Source organism: Thermostichus sp. OS-CIW-33 (assembly GCF_054059615.1).
This window is the reverse complement of sequence record NZ_JBSSCH010000004.1, coordinates 68,844-85,306: the sequence shown is the minus strand read 5'-3', so window position 1 is coordinate 85,306 and position 16,463 is coordinate 68,844. Positions and strand designations below refer to the sequence as shown.

15 protein-coding genes are annotated in these 16,463 nt (G+C 60.5%); 8 read left to right on the top strand and 7 right to left on the bottom strand.

Features of this window, described 5'->3' with window-relative positions:
• Window positions 1-65: 65 nt before the first annotated feature.
• The 3 genes from ACVWZG_RS04070 to ACVWZG_RS04060 all read right to left on the bottom strand — a co-directional run bounded on the left by ACVWZG_RS04070 (window position 66) and on the right by ACVWZG_RS04060 (window position 5,197).
• On the bottom strand, window positions 66-1,208 hold the full coding sequence (locus ACVWZG_RS04070; RefSeq protein ID WP_238376760.1) for a type IV pilus twitching motility protein PilT: 1,143 nt from the start codon (window positions 1,206-1,208) through the stop codon (window positions 66-68).
• 131 nt (window positions 1,209-1,339) lie between these two features.
• Window positions 1,340-3,403 carry a GspE/PulE family protein gene (locus ACVWZG_RS04065; RefSeq protein ID WP_457406371.1) on the bottom strand — a complete coding sequence of 688 codons (2,064 nt, stop codon included), beginning with the start codon at window positions 3,401-3,403 and terminating at the stop codon, window positions 1,340-1,342.
• Between the two features lie 156 nt (window positions 3,404-3,559).
• Window positions 3,560-5,197 carry an acetolactate synthase large subunit gene (locus tag ACVWZG_RS04060; protein ID WP_457406446.1) on the bottom strand — a complete coding sequence of 546 codons (1,638 nt, stop codon included), beginning with the start codon at window positions 5,195-5,197 and terminating at the stop codon, window positions 3,560-3,562.
• Between the two features lie 178 nt (window positions 5,198-5,375).
• Between ACVWZG_RS04060 and ACVWZG_RS04055 the strand changes: the two genes are divergently transcribed.
• The 6 genes from ACVWZG_RS04055 to ACVWZG_RS04030 all read left to right on the top strand — a co-directional run bounded on the left by ACVWZG_RS04055 (window position 5,376) and on the right by ACVWZG_RS04030 (window position 11,542).
• Window positions 5,376-6,428 carry a dipeptide epimerase gene (locus tag ACVWZG_RS04055; RefSeq protein WP_414342327.1) on the top strand — a complete coding sequence of 351 codons (1,053 nt, stop codon included), beginning with the start codon at window positions 5,376-5,378 and terminating at the stop codon, window positions 6,426-6,428.
• Window positions 6,428-7,489 carry a DUF1611 domain-containing protein gene (locus ACVWZG_RS04050; RefSeq protein WP_457406449.1) on the top strand — a complete coding sequence of 354 codons (1,062 nt, stop codon included), beginning with the start codon at window positions 6,428-6,430 and terminating at the stop codon, window positions 7,487-7,489. The genes ACVWZG_RS04055 and ACVWZG_RS04050 overlap by 1 nt, the downstream gene beginning before the upstream one ends.
• Before the next feature lie 285 nt (window positions 7,490-7,774).
• Entirely contained in the window at window positions 7,775-7,936 is a 162-nt protein-coding gene (locus ACVWZG_RS04045) for a hypothetical protein (RefSeq protein WP_457406372.1), read from the top strand.
• Between the two features lie 154 nt (window positions 7,937-8,090).
• Window positions 8,091-8,678: a DUF2062 domain-containing protein gene (locus tag ACVWZG_RS04040; protein WP_457406374.1), complete on the top strand. Its 588-nt coding sequence runs from the start codon at window positions 8,091-8,093 to the stop codon at window positions 8,676-8,678.
• Window positions 8,679-8,874: 196 nt separating this feature from the next.
• Window positions 8,875-9,663 carry a type I methionyl aminopeptidase gene (gene map, locus ACVWZG_RS04035; RefSeq protein WP_011433730.1) on the top strand — a complete coding sequence of 263 codons (789 nt, stop codon included), beginning with the start codon at window positions 8,875-8,877 and terminating at the stop codon, window positions 9,661-9,663.
• Between the two features lie 7 nt (window positions 9,664-9,670).
• Window positions 9,671-11,542 (top strand): chloride channel protein, encoded by a 1,872-nt coding sequence (locus ACVWZG_RS04030; protein ID WP_457406376.1) that lies wholly within the window; start codon window positions 9,671-9,673, stop codon window positions 11,540-11,542.
• 16 nt (window positions 11,543-11,558) lie between these two features.
• Here ACVWZG_RS04030 and ACVWZG_RS04025 read toward each other — a convergent pair whose 3' ends face one another.
• The 4 genes from ACVWZG_RS04025 to ACVWZG_RS04010 are packed head-to-tail and all read right to left on the bottom strand — an operon-like array spanning window position 11,559 to window position 14,755.
• A complete protein-coding gene (locus ACVWZG_RS04025; RefSeq protein ID WP_457415237.1) occupies window positions 11,559-12,299 on the bottom strand; it encodes an endonuclease III domain-containing protein in 741 nt (246 codons plus the stop codon).
• Window positions 12,300-12,317: 18 nt separating this feature from the next.
• A complete protein-coding gene (murG, locus tag ACVWZG_RS04020) occupies window positions 12,318-13,421 on the bottom strand; it encodes an undecaprenyldiphospho-muramoylpentapeptide beta-N-acetylglucosaminyltransferase (RefSeq protein WP_457406380.1) in 1,104 nt (367 codons plus the stop codon).
• A gap of 30 nt (window positions 13,422-13,451) precedes the next feature.
• Window positions 13,452-14,441, bottom strand: a complete 990-nt coding sequence (locus tag ACVWZG_RS04015; protein WP_457406381.1) for a photosynthesis system II assembly factor Ycf48 — start codon at window positions 14,439-14,441, stop codon at window positions 13,452-13,454.
• An 8-nt stretch (window positions 14,442-14,449) separates the two neighbouring features.
• Window positions 14,450-14,755, bottom strand: coding sequence for a rubredoxin (locus ACVWZG_RS04010; RefSeq protein WP_457384587.1), 306 nt, complete (start codon window positions 14,753-14,755; stop codon window positions 14,450-14,452).
• A gap of 323 nt (window positions 14,756-15,078) precedes the next feature.
• Here ACVWZG_RS04010 and ACVWZG_RS04005 point away from each other — a divergent pair, with 323 nt between their 5' ends.
• Both ACVWZG_RS04005 and tpiA read left to right on the top strand, forming a co-directional pair.
• On the top strand, window positions 15,079-15,489 hold the full coding sequence (locus tag ACVWZG_RS04005; RefSeq protein WP_414389244.1) for an FHA domain-containing protein: 411 nt from the start codon (window positions 15,079-15,081) through the stop codon (window positions 15,487-15,489).
• Window positions 15,490-15,706: 217 nt separating this feature from the next.
• Window positions 15,707-16,459, top strand: coding sequence for a triose-phosphate isomerase (gene tpiA / locus ACVWZG_RS04000; RefSeq protein WP_457406450.1), 753 nt, complete (start codon window positions 15,707-15,709; stop codon window positions 16,457-16,459).
• Window positions 16,460-16,463 lie beyond the last annotated feature (4 nt).

Genomic DNA, 16,463 nt, shown 5'->3' with positions numbered 1-16,463 from the left:
AGCGGCTAGAGATCGGCAATGAACCCTCACCCGGGGATCCCAGCACTGCCTGGTGGCAACGAGGTTTAGCGACGGGCGGCAACTGCTGCTGGCCGCTGTTGCTGGGCAGCCGCGGCTGGCGAGGGCCCGGTAACGTTGCCCAAAAGCCGTTGCAACTCCTCGGGGCGAGAGGTCTTAGACATGGCCGTATCGAAGTCGATCTTGCCCTGTAGGTAAAGGTTAGCCAGATCTTGCTCCAGCGTTTTCATGCCCTGCTTGCCCCCCGTCTGGATAGCCGAGTAGATCTGGGCAGTTTTGCCCTCCCGAATCAGGTTGGCAATGGCCGGCGTCACCACCATGATTTCCTGCACCAGCACCCGTCCAGGCTCTCCTGGCTTGGGATTGAGGCGGCGGGCCAGAGTTTGGGAGAAGACGGCCTTGAGGGAGTTGGAGAGCTGCACGCGAATCTGCTGCTGCTGCTCGGGCGGAAACACATCCACCAAGCGATCCACCGTCTGGGCGGCAGAACTGGTGTGTACCGTGGCAAAGCAGAGGTGGCCCGTCTCGGCGGCGGTAATGGCCAACTGGATGGTCTCCAGATCCCGCATCTCCCCGATCAGGATCACATCCGGATCCTCCCGCATCGCTGCCCGCAGGGCATTGGCAAAACTCTTGGTGTCTTCCCCCAGTTGCCGCTGGTGGATGATGCTGCGAATGGGGGTGTAGATGTACTCAATGGGATCCTCGATGGTGAGGATGTGCTCGGCCCGTTCGCGGTTGATCATGTCGATCATGGAAGCCAGCGTAGTCGATTTGCCAGATCCCGTTGGGCCGGTTACCAGCACCAAGCCCCGCGGCAGGCGAGCTGCTTCCTTACACACATCCGGCAGGCCCAGCTTGTCGATGTTGGGGATCTCAGAAGCCAGGGCCCGCATGGCGCAAGCATAGGTGCCGCGATCGCGGTAGACGTTCACGCGGAAGCGCCCGATCCCCCGCACCCCATAGGAGCAGTCCAATTCCCAGTTTTGCTCCAGCTGCTTGCGCTGGTTGTTGTTCAGCATGCTGAAGATCAACCGCTGCACCTCCTCTGCCGAGAGAGGCTCATGCTCTGTCGGCTCAAGGTGACCATTGATGCGGAAGTAGGGGGGCAAACCCGCCGAGATATGAATGTCGGAACCGCCCTTTTGGACGATTGCTTCCATGAGGTCTTCGATCATCAGTTGGGGCATAGGGTTGGGTTCTCCAAAGGCGAGTAGAACTGTCTATCAAAAGAGCCGCCGGCCAAAGCCATGTGAGAAAGGCAACTGTATAGGACTGTTATAGTCGGCACCCCAACATCGTCAAGTGCCAAGCCGACTTCCTAAAACTTCGGGGTCAGGCAATAGGGGCAGTCCATCCAGTCCACATGCAAGGCCGCGCCACAGTTGCGGCAGGTGCTGAGAGCCTTGGCACGGGCCTTCAGCTCGCTTTCCAGACCCTTGTCGGTGAGGGTCACCCGATCCACCTCCTCCAGCGTGGTGAGGCCCTGCTTCACCAGCATCAAACTGTAGGCCAGCAGGGTTTTCATGCCACTTTCCACCGCCGCTTCTTTGATCACCTCCGTGGGGGCCTCTTTGTTGATCAAGTCCGCAAGGCGGTCGTTCATGCGCATGAACTCGTACACCCCTACCCGACCTTTGTAGCCCACGCCCCCACACTTCTCGCAGATGGGCTTGCCGGTGGCCTTGCGCTGCTCCACTTCTTTGGGGGAGAGCTTGTTGGCTTTGTAGAAGGTGAGCTGCTCGCCGTCGCCACTGAGGGTAAGGCCATAGCGGGCCAGCTCCTCCGGCGTGGGGTGGTAGGGGATCCGACATTCGGTACACACCCGGCGCATCAAGCGCTGGGCCAACACCCCCAGCAACGAGCTGGAGATCATAAATGGCTCGATCCCCATCTCCGTCAGACGGGCAATGGCGCCAGGGGCATCGTTGGTGTGCAGCGTGGTCAACACCAAGTGGCCCGTGAGGGAGGCTTCGATGGCGGTTTTGGCCGTCTCGTGGTCGCGGGTTTCCCCCACCAGGATGACATCCGGGTCTTGCCGCAAGAAGGCCCGCAGGATCATGGCAAAGTCCATGCCCTTTTCTCGGATCACCTGCACCTGAGTGATCCCCGGCAGCGAGTATTCAATGGGATCCTCGGCGGTGCTGATGTTGATGCCCGGGTCGTTCACCTCCGCCAGGGCCGAGTAGAGGGTGGTGGTTTTCCCGGATCCCGTTGGCCCGGTCACCAAGATTAGGCCAAAGGGTCGCTTGACAATCTCCTTGAAGCTTTCCAAGGTCTCTGGGTCGGTGATCAGCTTGTCCAGCCCCAGTTGGGTGGCGGAGTTGTCCAGGATCCGCAGCACGATCTTCTCCCCATAGCGGGAGGGCAGGGTGCTGACCCGAAAGTCCACCTTGCGCCCCTTGAAGACCCGCCGAATCCGCCCATCCTGGGGCATGCGCCGCTCGGCAATGTTCAAATTGGACATGATTTTGAAGCGAGCGGTAAGGGCAGGGACGATCTTCTTGGGAAAGTTTTCAAAAGCCTGCCGCAACACCCCATCTTTGCGGAAGCGGATGCGCAGGTATTCTTCTTGTGGCTCGATGTGGATGTCAGACGCTCCTTCCTGCAGGGCTTTGACCAGGATCTGGTTGGCCAGTTTAATAATCGGGGCATCATCTGCCGATTTGAGCTGCTGCTCCAGGGATCCCTCGCCGACCTCATCGGCAGTCACATCCTCGATGCTGTCCAGATCGATTTCGGCAGTGTTGACCACCACCTCTTCTTCCTGTTGGGCAGCAGCCGCGTCGTTGATCCCCTTGATGGCCAGCAGCTCCGCCTGCGCATCCATGTAGCGGTTGATCAGGGTCTCGAAATCCCGCTGGGTGAAGACCCGCCGCTGCAGCTTCAGCCCCTGGATGCGGAAGCGCCGTTGAATGTCGTCCAGTGCCTGCAGGTTGTCTGGCTTGACCATCGCCACCGTCACCTGATTGTCTCGACGGCGAATGGGCAAGAACTTGTAGCGGTTGCAGATGTCGAGGGGCAAGATCGAGTCGATCAGCCCAATCATCTCGGAGATCTCCACCGGCTCCAGGTCGACATCCAGGGAGGGGATCCCGTAGATGATTTTCAGTTCAAAGAGCTGCTGCCGTTTGTAAGCCCGCTCCAGGTCAGGGGTGATCTCTTTGCCCACGATATCCTTGACCACCAGAGCCAGGGCCTTGCTGTTGCCCTCTCGATCCGCTTTGAGGGCGTTTTGGATGTCCTGGATCTGCTTATCGTCGGCAAAGCCCAGCTCCTTTAACTTGCGGCCAAAGGGGGTAATGCTGACGTTGGCGATGGCCAGAGCTTTGCTGGCAGCGCCGGCGCGGCGCGAGGTAAAGGGAGGGGAAGGAAGATCGCTCATGCTGGCGGGTCACCCACAATGCCTCTATTTCACTGCACTTGGCTGCTAAGGGTCAACGGTAAAGATACATAAGTCTGGACTTCCCAGAGGCCGCCAACCCTGGGCTTACTATGCCCCAACTCGGCTCAAATCTCGCATTCCTATCCACCTCACCCCCTAAGTCTCGCAGACCAGCGCTTGCGACCGCTGGGTTAGGTAAAGGTTTTCGCTGTAATCGACAGGGCAGTCGATGAGGGTGGGCACCGGCTGCTCGAGGGCCTGCTTCAGGATGGGGATCAGGTCGGCAGCCTTTTCGACGCGGTAGCCCTTGAGGCCCATGCTCTCCGCCAGCTTGACGAAGTCTGGATTGCCGAACTTGACGAAAGCAGCCTCGTTGTATTGATTGTGTTGCTTCCACTCGATCAGCCCATAGCCGCCATCGTTGAAGATGAGAGTTACAAAGGGGGTGCCCACCCTGAGGGCAGTTTCCAGCTCTTGGCAGTTCATCATGAACCCCCCATCTCCGGTTACGGCCACAACGCGCCGGTCAGGATGCACCAGTTTGGCGGCCAAGGCCCCCGGAATGGCGATGCCCATGGCGGCAAAGCCGTTGGAGATGAGACAGGTGTTGGGTTTGTCACAGTGGTAGAGGCGGGCCATCCACATCTTGTGGGCGCCGACATCGGAGATGACGATGTCTTCCGGTTGCAGGACTTGGCGCAGGTCGTAGATCAGCTTTTGGGGCTTGATCGGGTAGCTCTGATCCTGGGCATAGCAGGTGTACTCGCGGACGATGTTCTGCCGCAGGCTGATGCCATAGGGATCCGGCTTGCCCGTGCGATCGCAGCGGCGCAGGATCTCCATCAGGGAGTCGGAAATGTCTCCCACCACCTCCACTTGCGGAATGTAGCTGCTGTCGATTTCTGCGGGCAGGGCAGCGATGTGAACGATGGGGATGGTGCCGTCGGGGTTCCATTTCTTGGGAGAGTACTCGATGAGGTCGTAGCCGATGGCGATCAACAGATCGGTTCGGTCGAAGCCACAACTGATCAGATCCCGCTGCTGTAGGCCAACGGCCCACAAGGACAAGGGGTGGGTGTAGGGGATCACTCCTTTGCCCATGAAGGTGTTGACCACGGGGATGTTCAAGCGGGTGGCAAATTCCGTGAGGGCGCTGCTGGCTTGGGCGCGAATGGCCCCATTGCCGGCCAAAATCAAGGGGTTGCGGGCGCGGGAGATCAGGGACGCCGCTTCGTTCAGGCTTTGATAGGAGGCGTAGGTTTTGTCCAGGCGATCTCTCCTCAAGGGAGTGCCGCTGGCTTCCATGGCGGCGATGTTTTCCGGCAAGTCGATGTGGACGGCCCCGGGCTTCTCGGTTTGGGCCAATTTGAAAGCCTTGCGCACGATCTCCGGGGTGATGCTGGGGCGCACGATCTGGGCATTCCACTTGGTGACGGGGGCAAACATGGCCACCAAATCCAGGTATTGATGGGATTCGATGTGCATGCGGTCGGTGCCGACTTGGCCGGTAATAGCCACCAGGGGCGCTCCATCCAGGTTGGCATCGGCAACTCCGGTCATCAGGTTGGTGGCGCCCGGCCCCAAGGTGGAGAGACACACCCCCGCTCTGCCCGTCAGCCGGCCATAGACATCGGCCATGAAGGCGGCCCCCTGTTCGTGGCGGGTGGTGATAAAGCGAATTGAGGAGCGGCGCAGGGCTTGCAGGACTTCCAGGTTTTCTTCGCCAGGAACGCCGAAGATGTACTGCACCCCCTCATTTTCCAGGCAGCGAACCAGCAGTTCGGCGGTATTCATGGTGGCAAGGGTATGGAGAACGGTGGATCTGGATCCCACCATAGACGGCGGACGGGGCAAGGGATAACTTGTTTTCTGGGCTTGGGGACGGGGGCAGGCTGGGCTGGGAACCAAGCTAAGCTCAAAGGGGCGGCCCAGGCCCAATTGCCCCTCCAAGCTTCCTCTTCTGGAGATGCCCATGCGGCTCTACGTCGAACCTTTCACCGTTCACAAGCGCTACGCCTTGACCATCAGCCGAGGTACCCACAGCGATACAACCTTGGCTTGGGTGCGAATTGAGGAGGAGGGAGTTGAAGGGTGGGGAGAGGCTTGCCCTTTTTCGGTGAGCGACGACTACCACCAGTCTCTGGACGACATCCTGATGGGCTTGGACGTGGCCAAAGGGATCCTGCGCCGCCATTCCCCCTGGGAGCGACAGCCAATCGAGGCAGAACTGCTGCGGGCCGGGATCCCTTCGGCAGCGCGGGCAGCGGTGGATATGGCCCTGCACGATTGGATGGGCAAACGGCTGGGGAGGCCCCTGTGGCAGTTGTGGGGGCTGGATCGCTCCCGCATTCCGCCCACGACGATGACGATCGGCATCTCCACCCCGCAGGCGGCCCGCCAGCGCGCCTTGGCCTGGATGGAACAGACCCAAGCGCGGGCCTTTAAGATCAAGCTGGGCAGCGGCTCGGGGCTGATGGCGGATCAGAACATGCTGATTGCTGTACAAGAGGTGATCCCGCTGGGATCCCTGATTACGGTAGATGCCAACGGCGCTTGGACGGTGGAACAAACCCTGAGCATGAGCAACTGGCTGGCGGGGCAAGGGGTGAGCTACCTGGAGCAGCCTTTGGAGAGGGGGCAGGAAGCAAAGCTGATCACCCTCTGGCACGAGTCGAAGCTGCCCATTTTTGTGGATGAGAGCTGTATGGACAGCCGCGATATCCCCCCTCTGGTGGATCGCGTCCACGGGATCAACATTAAGCTGATGAAGTGCGGAGGCCTCAGCGAAGCCTGGCGCATGATCCACACCGCCAAAGCCCACGGCCTACAGGTGATGTTGGGCTGCTACAGCAACACAGCTCTGGGGAATACGGCGGCGGCCCACTTGGCTCCCCTGGTGGATTACCTGGACTTGGATAGCCACCTCAACCTCATCGACGATCCCTTTGCCGGGGCCATCCTGCAGGACGGCTGCCTGCTCCCCACCGACCGACCGGGTTTGGGGGTAGAGCTGAGGGAGGAATGATGGGAAAGCCAGGATCCCTGTCCAGCGAAAGTCGCGTGGCCATCCTGCTCCACGGGGGATTGCTGGGGGAGCATGGGAAAACGGGGCTGGGGCTGCTGCGCTACGGCTCCTTCCCGGTGGTGGCGGTGATCGACCGGGAGCAGGCGGGGGGATCCCTGGCCCATCTGACCGGAATTGCCAAAGACATTCCCATCGTGGCCTCGGTGGAGGAGGCGCTGGCCCACCGGCCTGAAGTTCTGGTGATTGGGATCGCCCCTTCAGGGGGGCAGTTGCCGCCAGCCTGGCGGGAGGAGTTGGGCCTGGCCCTGCGAGCTGGCCTGTCTCTGGTGAATGGGCTGCACACGCCTTTGGCCGAGGATCCCCAGTTTCGGCAGTGGTTGCAGCCGGGGGCCTGGATCTGGGATATTCGCCGCGAGCCCCCCAACCTGTCGGTGGGGAAAGCCCTGGCCCGCACCCTGCCCTGTAAACGGGTGTTGACGGTGGGCACCGACATGAGCGTGGGCAAAATGTCCACCAGCCTAGAGCTGCACCGGGCCAGCCTGAGTCGGGGCCTGCGCTCCCGCTTTTTGGCCACCGGGCAAACCGGGATCCTGATCGGCGGCGAGGGGATCCCTTTGGATGCGGTGCGAGTGGACTATGCCAGTGGGGCGGTGGAGCAACTGATCATGCGCTATGGCTCTGACCACGACATTCTGCATCTGGAAGGCCAGGGATCCCTGCTCAACCCCGCCTCTACGGCCACCTTGCCCCTGTTGCGTGGATCCCAGCCCACCCACCTTATCCTGGTACACCGCGCCGGCCAGACCCACATCAAGGGGATAGACTACGTGCCCATCCCGCCCTTACCCAAGGTGATTGAGCTGTATGAACAGGTGGCGGCAGCTGCCGGGGCTTTTGCCCCCGCGCCCGTGGTGGGGATTGCCCTCAATACCTTCGGCTGGGAGGAAGAAGCGGCCCTGGAGCAGATCCGCCGGGTGGAGGCTGAGACCGGACGGCCCTGTACAGATGTGGTGCGCTTTGGGGCAGATCCCTTGTTGGAGGCAATTCTGGCGGCAGGATAACTCAGTTTGCAGACAGCGGATCCACTCCCATTGTCCATCTGGGAAAAACTCATCATCTTCAACAGGTGAGCGATTCAGATGGTTCCCGGTGCCGTTGTCTTCTCTGAGATGCGATCTCCTCAGCCAGGTATTCTCGATCCAAGTCGCTCCCATTGGCCGGGGGCCAGGAACTGGGCTTGCTCCGTGTTCAGAGAAGAGGCCTTCAATCTTCGGAAAGTAAGCCGATGGGTACACCTGCACAGCCAAGATGGGATCCTAGATTCACAGTCTTCCCCAGAACTCCAGATGACAACTCCCCCCGAAAAGCCTGATCCCAAAATGAAATCGGGATCCCTGCCCTCTGCCCTGCGATCCGGGCTGAACATTGCCCTGTTCCTATTCTTGGTGGTGCTGGTTTCCTACTTGGGTCTTAACTTCGTGCTGGCCTTGGTGGACAAGCTCAGCTAACTGCTTACTTTGTAAACTGAGCAAACTGATCCCTCAGCATCACCCAGGTGCTGCCGGCCCAGATTTGCCGATAGCCCTTTGTCGCCGACGGCAGGAAAGATACACTGGATTTACAGGACTTAACACCTTCTCTCAGTTGCCCCCCCTGACCGCCATGAGCCCCCTCTTTTGGTTGAGGCTGCCCTCTTTCTCCTGGCCTTCGCCGGGATCCCTTAAGCTTTATTCCAGATCCTACTCTGGATCTCAACCAGGGCCGACCCTAGCCCGCCGGGATCCTTCCTGGAAGCGTTGTCTGCGCTATCTTTATCTGCGCCTGTTGCGGCTGCAATCGTCGCCAAAAGAAATTGCCCGTGGCTTGGCGGTGGGGGTTTTTGCCGGCTGTTTCCCCATCTTCGGCTTTCAAACGTTGGCCGCTCTGGTGTTGGCTGTTCCGTTTCGGGGCAACAAGCTGGCGGCGGCGGCAGGGACCTGGGTGAGTAACCCCTTCACCTATGTGCCCATCTATGCATTCAACTACCAGGTGGGAGAATGGCTACTGGGATCCCGAACTGTCCTTCCCACCACAGAGCTGGTGGCGGCCACCTGGCAAAACTGGATGCAGTGGGGCTTGGAGATGTCGGGCACGCTGTTTGTCGGCTGTGCGTTTGTCGGTTTTTGGGGATCCCTCGTCAGCTATTTTCTGGGGCTGTGGTTGGTGCAGCGGATTCGTCGGCGGCAGAAAATGGCCGGCAGGGGTCTGTGAATGGGCGCAAGGCGATTCAGAATCCCAACCTGAGAACCCAATCCTGGACAGTCTGCAGGTGCAGAGATCCATCCGTTTTCACAGAGCTTTTCACAGATAAGGTCTCATGATGGAAGACATGCGAGCGTTGTTGACAGACCTCAGCCGTCGCTCCCAGCGATGGGGGGAGCAGTTGGGATCCGCTTTGCAGACGGGTATGAACCAGCTCACGCAAGCCCCTCAGCCCATTGTGTTGCTCTCTTCGCGGGAACTGGAGAAAATGCGGCGGGCTTGTCGCCTGGCGGCAGATCTGCTCAAGCACTTGGAGCCGATGGTGCGGCCAGGGGTCACCACTCAAGAGCTCAACGACGAGGCCGAGCGATGGACGCGGGCGCATGGGGCCAGAAGCGCCCCTTTGGGCTACCATGGCTTTCCCAAGTCCATCTGCACCAGCGTCAACCACGTGGTTTGCCACGGCATTCCCAGCCCCAAGCAGATCCTGCGAGAAGGCGACATCATCAACATCGATGTCACCCCGGTTTTGGATGGCTACCACGGCGATACGTCCAAAACCTTCTTTGTCGGACAGCCTTCTGAGCGGGCGCGGCGCTTGGTGGAGGTGACCGAAGAATGTCTGCGGCGGGGCATTGCTGCCGTCAAGCCGGGGGGGAGAGTCGGCGACATTGGCGCTGCCATCCAAGAATATGCCGAGGCCCAGGGCTACAGCGTGGTGCGCGATTTTGTCGGGCATGGGGTGGGACGGCAATTCCACACGGCCCCCCAGATCCCCCACTACGGCGAACGGGGAAAAGGGGAGAAACTCCGCCCCGGCATGGTGTTCACCATCGAGCCGATGATCAACGAGGGCACCTGGGAGGTGAAGGTGCTCTCCGACGGGTGGACGGCGGTCACTTTGGATGGCAAGCTCTCGGCGCAATTTGAACATACGGTCGCCGTTACCGAAACCGGTGTAGAGATCTTGACCCTGCCTTCCCAAAGCCCCTGAGCCGATCATGAACAGCGCCCCCGCTCTCCGCCTGCGCCTCTCCTCCGAGAACCTTCTGCTGCTGCTGGCGGCGGCAGTGGGGTTGGCCACGGGGCTGTTGGTGGTTGGATTTCGCTACTTGATTGGCTGGTGGCGCTATCTGCTGCAGGACACCCTCGTCGATGGCCTCGGCAGGGCTGCAGAACACTATGGCCTGTGGCTGCTGGGATCCTGGACACTGGCTCTGGCGCCGGTGCTGGGGGGCCTGCTGATCGGCGCTTTGGGGGCAGTTGTGCCCTTTCCCAACTTGAGCCTCTCCGGCTTGGTGAGTCCTGCTCGTCCTTTGGCACTTCAGCCCTGGTGGATCCCGCTCAAGCTCTTGGCGGCTGCCATCTCGTTGGGCGCGGGAGCTTCCCTTGGCCCTGAGGCCCCCAGTGTGGAAAGTGGCGCTTTGCTGGGATCCCTGCTGGGGCAAAACCTACGCCTCTCGCGGGAGCGGGTGCAACTGTTGATGGCTGCCGGAGCAGCGGCTGGCCTGGCGGCAGGGTTTAACGCGCCCATTGCCGGGGTGTTTTTGGCGCTGGAGCTGGCTTTGGCCCGCACCTTCACCACTTCTGCTGTCAGTGTGGTGGTGTTGGCGGCGGTGGTCTCCGCCTTGATCGCCCAGGTGGGGTTGGGGGCACAACCCGCTTTTCTTTTGCCCACCATCACCCAGCCGGCCTTCGTCCTGCCGGACTACGAGATCCACAGCTTGCTGGAGGTACCTCTGTATCTCGGCTTGGGCTTTTTGGCCAGCCTGGTTTCTATGGCCTTCAGCTACACCCTGGAGTGGGGCAAGCACCTGTTCAACAGTGGCCCCCTGGCGGCCTGGCCGGCTTGGAGCAAGCCCATTTTGGGGGGCGGGATCCTGGGCTGCGCAGGTTTGGGGATCCCATTGGCGTTGGGGGTGGGCTATGAAACCATTGAGTCGATTCTGCAGGCCGTTCCCTTTTCTCTTGGCCATCTGGGCTTGCTCTTGCTTGGCAAGCTGTTGCTGAGCGCTTTGAGCTTGGGCAGCGGCTTTGTGGGGGGAACCTTCGCCCCGGCTTTGTTCATGGGGGCAGTGCTGGGGGCAGGCTACGGTCAGGTGCTATCCCAAGCTTTGCCCCTGATTGCCTTGTCTCCCCCCGCTGCCTACGCCATGGTGGGCATGGCGGCTGTGTTGGCGGCCAGTGTGCGGGCTCCGCTAACGGCCATCTTGCTGCTGTTTGAGATGACGCGGGACTATCACATTGCGCTGCCGGTGATGGCGGCAGTGGGTTTGAGCATCTGGCTGACGGAGCAGTTGCATTCGCCGGCCATCTACCCTTCCGCCCGTCGTTCTCGCCACGCAACGCTTGACGGAGTCCTTGGGCAGGAGCCTAGAGAGCTGACGGTGCAAGAGGTGATGGTGCCCCCATCTCTTTTGCTTCGGCAAGACACACCGCTGCGAGAAGCTCTGGAGAGTTTGCTGCAGCAAAAGTGCCATAGCGCGTTGGTGGTGGACGGACAGGAGCGGCTGCGGGGCATTCTCACCCTGGAAGATCTGGAGCGGGCCTTGGCCCATAAGGAGGCGGCGGAGTTGGCGGAGCTGACCGTGCAGGAGGTCAGCCAATCCCCAGTTCTCACCACCTTCCCCGATGAGGCGGTGGCAGTGGCAGCCGAGCCGATGTACGAATACGATTTGCGCCAATTGCCGGTGGTTTCGCGGGAAGACCCGGAGCAGATCGTCGGCCTGTTGGATCGAGAGCGGGTGCTGCTCTCCCAAGAGATTCAATCGGTGCGGCAAGCCCTGGAGTTGGAAGTTCCCCCAGCAGAGAGAGACGCCGGCAGGAACGGACAAGAGGGGATCCCCGATGCTTCTACTGCGCCCGCAGAATAGAGCCCTGCTGTCGGGATCAACGCTGCCGCCCAGAGGGGCAGGTGGGACGCAGCGGGCAGCGGCCACATTCGGGCATACGGGCCTTGCAAATGCGCTTGCCCAGCCGGACAAAGTTGACGTGCAGGGAATAGGCTTTGCCTCTGGGGATCTGAGGGGAAAGCTGAGCAAAAGTGTCGTCGGGATGTTTGGCCCGCACCAAGCCCAGACGGTTGGCCACTCGATGCACATGGGTATCCACCGGGCAGAGATCCCGACCCAGGCCGAACAACAACACACAGGTGGCGGTCTTCAGCCCCACCCCTTTCAGGGAGAGCAAAAAATCGAGGGCGCCAGCATCGTCTAGCTCTCTTAGAAAGTCCAGACTCAGGGATCCCTGTCGTTCTTGAATGGCAGCCAGGATCTCCTGAATTCGGACTGCCTTGAGGTGGGCTAAGCCGCCGGGGCGAATCACCTGGGCCAGATCTGCCGGGTCGGCAGCCAAGACCGCTTCCCAAGAGGGAAAGGCGGCTTTGAGGGCGCGGAAGGCACGGCTGCTGTTGGTGTCAGTGGTGTTCTGGGAAAGGATCGTGCCCACCAACTCGTCCAGGAGATCGGGGTGAGGGGAAAGGCCATTGGGAGCCTGCTGAGGGATCCCAAAGCACTGTTCTAGCCGCATCAACAGCGATTCCATCCTGTCGGCGGGCGGGAGTTCCGCCAGCAGGGCAGGGGGCTCCGCTGCTTGAGCGGGCGCAGGCGGGCAGTGGGAAAGACCATCCACTCTCTGCTGGACCACAGCTTAACGGGCAGAACTTTGGCGGATTTCCTGCAACAGACGGGCGATGGCCTTGCTGGCATTGGGGGGAGCTGTGGCTTGCAAGTGGGCGGCCATTTGGGCAACCACCTGCGGCTGAGCCAACCAGGTCAACACCGTTTGCCGCAGCAAGTCCAGATTCTCTTCGGATTCTCGCATGACCACCCCCCCACCGCGCCCCACAAAGGCCAGAGCATTCTGATACTGATGATCCTCAGCGGCAAAGGGATAGGGGATCAAAATGGCTGGGGTGGCGGTGGTCAGCAACTCCGCCAGGCTCATGGCTCCGGCGCGGCTAATGGCAAAGTTGGCCCGCTGCAACAAGGCAGCTACATCTCGACGGAAAGGAAAGGGCCGGTAGCGGGGATGGCTGGGGATCCTGGCTTCCGGATCTTGAGCTTCGCTGTCGCCGGTCAAATGCACAATCCAGGCCCCCGCCTCCAACCAAGCTGGGGCACAGGTGGCCACCATGCGGTTGAGGCCCCGCGCCCCTTGGCTGCCCCCCATGACCACAATGAGGGGATCCCCGTCGGGAATGGGGAGGTCGGCAGGGAAAGGCTGGGGCGTGTAGAACTCGGCCCGCACTGGCGTGCCCACCACTTGGGCGGCCACCCCTGGCAAATGCTCTGCCGTCTCCGCCATGCCCAGCGCCACCACCTGACAAAATCTCCCCAGCCAACGGGTCACTTTGCCCGGGATCCGATTGGACTCGTGCAGCAACACCGGTACCCCCAGCGAGCGGGCGGCCAAAATGGCCGGAGCGGCAATGTACCCGCCGGTGGTCAGAACAACGTCAAACCGTCCCAACTTGAGGAGTTGGCGCACTTGTAGGGTCGCACGGGCCAGTTGGGCCAAGGCCTGCAGCTTGCGGAGAGGGGATCCCTGCCAGCCCGACATGACGACCCGGTGCAAGGGATACCGCTCCCGCACCAGCTTCCCTTCCATCCGATCCGGCACCCCCAGCCATTCGATCTGCCAGTCGGGCAACTGCTCGGCAATAGCCAAAGCCGGAAAAATGTGGCCACCAGTGCCACTGGCAGCAACCAGCAGCCGCGGGCGTGAAGCTGGATCCTTGGCGCGTATATCCACCCGTGTGCCGATTAGGGATCCCTGAGACCTTCAGGAGTTGTTGGAGCTGACATAGCGCAAGAGGGTGCCCCGCTGCCCCAGAATAAACCCTTGCTCGGGGCCAAAAAACTCAATACTGTAGAAGTTGGCGGGGATGTTGCTGAGTTTCTTGGCCTGCTCCCAGGTTTTGCCACCGTCAGGGCTGTGGATCAGGGTAGCGCCACCCCCCACCACCCACAGGTCGTGGTCGTTTTGATAGGCGGCATTGAGGTAGCCAAAGCTGAGGGCCCGCCCCGGACGCAGCGGCGACGACCACTGGCCGGAGGTGAAGTCATCGGTAAAGGCGATCTCCGCCCCTTGGTTCAATTTCCAAGCGCTGCCGTGGGGGCCAAAGCCCATGTTTTGAATGCGGCGGGAGCTTTCCCGCGGGTAGGGCTTCCAGGTGCGACTTTCAGGAGTGTACAGAAAGTAGAAGCTGCCCCGCGACGACACCGCCATATATTCGCCTTCAGGGCCGCGGGCAATGTTTTTGATGGCCCCAATCGGCTCATCCACTTGGGCATGCCAGGTCTGACCGCCATCTTCGGTGCGGTAGATGGCCCCCACATTGGTCACCATTTCGGCGGCGCCAGGGCCCAGAGCCTGGATCAAGAGCGGCTCCCCTGGCAGTTGGTTGTTGAGGCGGATGGAAGTCCAGTCGGATCCCTCGTTTAGGGTGTGGAGGAGGATCTTCGGCTGCCCGGCCACCCAGCCTTCTGCCCCAGCAAAGCTAATGGAGGCCAGGTAGGCTTCCGGCTCCAGACCCGGCAGCTCCCGCACCTGCCAGTGCAGACCCCCATCGCGGGATTCCAGCAGCGTCGCCTTGTCTCCCACCAACCAGCCATGGGAAGGGGTGGTGCCGGTGAAGGCAATGTCCAGCAGAATGTTCTGGGTGGGCACTTCCACCTGCTGCCAGGGGACCACCCGCATGTTGGGCATCCCCGCCGCCATCAGCAGCACCGAGACAGCAACCAGCAGCACCAGCCTCAGGGGTTTGAACATCTTGACCCTCACTCGACGAAATAAAAACTCATCAAAAATAAAAATCCCAGCGCCAATCCCAAAAAGATCAGCAGGTTCTTTTGGGCAGGGGTCATCACATTCACCCCCAGGCCATAGCGCAGGTTCTCTTGAAAACCCGAAGGCTTGCCTTTGGCACCCACTGCTTGGAACAAGCGCTTGTCGGCTCGGCACACCGGACATTTCCAATCGGCTGGCAATTCCTCAAACGGCACGCCCGCCGGGATCCGATTGAGCTGATCCCCCTTAGCCGGTTCGTAAACATAGCCACAAGAACGACATTCGTAACGCTGCATCCGCAGGGGATCGCTGAGCTGCGCATCGGTTTCATCTTCCGGCAACTCAATGAGCTTCGGTGTCTGGGGAGAACGGGGTTGAGCACCGGGATCCGGTTGCGAGCCATTCATGGTCAGGGATCCATCTGCATCGTCGATCCTATTATGAGAGGAATTGTTACAAAAATCTACTCAGACCCTTTCTTGTTGCTCAGGGGGATCCCGCACCAGCCTGGGATGCCGACCTGAAGAGACTTATCCGGTGGACACAGGGATCCACCAGGGGGATCCTATGTTATGTTTTGGCTATCTTGCCCTCAGTGTTGTGCAAGCGGGTGCCTTTCATGACCACGCCCCCTCGCCGACCGGCCCTCAATCACGTGCTCATCGTCAAGGATCGTCATGGGCCAAAAGCCTACTGGTTGACGGCTGAGCTCTACTCCTTAGGCCGGGATCCACGCAACAGCATTCGCATCGACTCCCAGTACGCCTCTCGCTACCACGCCATTTTGGTCAAAACAGAATCCCCCTCTTCTCCCGATGGGTTCACTTACCAAATCATCGACGGAGACATTCAGGGCACCCCCAGCACCAACGGCCTTTACGTGCGTGGGCAACGGGTGGAATTTCGGGATCTGGAGGACGGGGACGAGATTCAGTTTGGCAACGATGCCACTGCTACCTACTCGGTGCAAAACAAGGATCTGGATGAAATCCTGGCTACTTTTGAAAACACCCAGATCGTTGGGCTGTAGGAAGCTGCCTTCCCTGTTGGGTCTTGGCCTGTCCCGTCTGCATGCTGGTTGAAGGGTTAACCAGCGCTTGGAGAGGGGATCCCGTCGCCGTATTTTCGGGATCGCTTGCTGGTAAACTGTGTCATACGAAAAAACAAAGCTGGGATCCCTGCTGTTTTATTGGGCTTTCTGCTTGCGGGATCCCTTCCTTCTGTTGTCTTTAAGGGAGGATCTCATCTTGCGCCCCATCCTCATCGCCGGCAACTGGAAAATGCACAAGACTCAGGCTGAGGCTCGCGAGTTTCTGCGAGAGTTGGGCCTGGCTTTACGGTCATCGCCGTCAGGGTCAGCATCCCAGCGGCAGATCATCCTATGTGTGCCCTTTACAGACCTGGCGGTGGTGGCAGAGCAAAGCCGCGGATCCGACATAGCCGTGGGAGCACAAAACCTGCATTGGGAGGATCAGGGGGCCTTTACCGGGGAAATTTCCGGCCCCATGCTGGCGGAATTGGGGGTGCGCTATGTCATCGTCGGCCACAGCGAACGGCGGCAGTACTTCGGCGAGACGGACGAAACCGTCAATCGGCGTCTGGCAGCCGCCCAGCGGCACGGCCTTACCCCCATCCTCTGTGTGGGAGAAAGCCAGCAGCAGCGGGAGCAAGGCTTGACCGAGTCTTGGATTGTGGGGCAGTTGGATCGCGCCTTGCCGGGGATCGATCTGGAGAACTTGGTGATTGCCTATGAGCCAATTTGGGCCATCGGCACCGGCCAGACTTGTGCAGCTCAAGAGGCCAACCGGGTCATCGGCTTGATCCGGCAACACCTGGGCAATGCCCAACTGCCCATTTTGTATGGCGGCTCGGTGAAGGCCGGCAACATCGATGAGCTGATGGCCCAGCCTGAGATCGACGGCGTGTTGGTGGGAGGGGCCAGCCTAGACCCCCAAGAGTTTGCCCGCATCGTCAACTTTCAGGCCCTAGCTCCCGCCTAGGCCG

Coding starts and splice junctions, on each gene's coding strand:
- ACVWZG_RS04070 (WP_238376760.1), bottom strand. CDS start 1,208: ATGCCCCAACTGATGATCGAAGACCTCATGGAAGCAATCGTCCAAAAG.
- ACVWZG_RS04065 (WP_457406371.1), bottom strand. CDS start 3,403: ATGAGCGATCTTCCTTCCCCTCCCTTTACCTCGCGCCGCGCCGGCGCT.
- ACVWZG_RS04060 (WP_457406446.1), bottom strand. CDS start 5,197: ATGAATACCGCCGAACTGCTGGTTCGCTGCCTGGAAAATGAGGGGGTG.
- ACVWZG_RS04055 (WP_414342327.1), top strand. CDS start 5,376: ATGCGGCTCTACGTCGAACCTTTCACCGTTCACAAGCGCTACGCCTTG.
- ACVWZG_RS04050 (WP_457406449.1), top strand. CDS start 6,428: ATGGGAAAGCCAGGATCCCTGTCCAGCGAAAGTCGCGTGGCCATCCTG.
- ACVWZG_RS04045 (WP_457406372.1), top strand. CDS start 7,775: ATGACAACTCCCCCCGAAAAGCCTGATCCCAAAATGAAATCGGGATCC.
- ACVWZG_RS04040 (WP_457406374.1), top strand. CDS start 8,091: ATGAGCCCCCTCTTTTGGTTGAGGCTGCCCTCTTTCTCCTGGCCTTCG.
- map (WP_011433730.1), top strand. CDS start 8,875: ATGAACCAGCTCACGCAAGCCCCTCAGCCCATTGTGTTGCTCTCTTCG.
- ACVWZG_RS04030 (WP_457406376.1), top strand. CDS start 9,671: ATGAACAGCGCCCCCGCTCTCCGCCTGCGCCTCTCCTCCGAGAACCTT.
- ACVWZG_RS04015 (WP_457406381.1), bottom strand. CDS start 14,441: ATGTTCAAACCCCTGAGGCTGGTGCTGCTGGTTGCTGTCTCGGTGCTG.
- ACVWZG_RS04010 (WP_457384587.1), bottom strand. CDS start 14,755: ATGCAGCGTTACGAATGTCGTTCTTGTGGCTATGTTTACGAACCGGCT.
- ACVWZG_RS04005 (WP_414389244.1), top strand. CDS start 15,079: ATGACCACGCCCCCTCGCCGACCGGCCCTCAATCACGTGCTCATCGTC.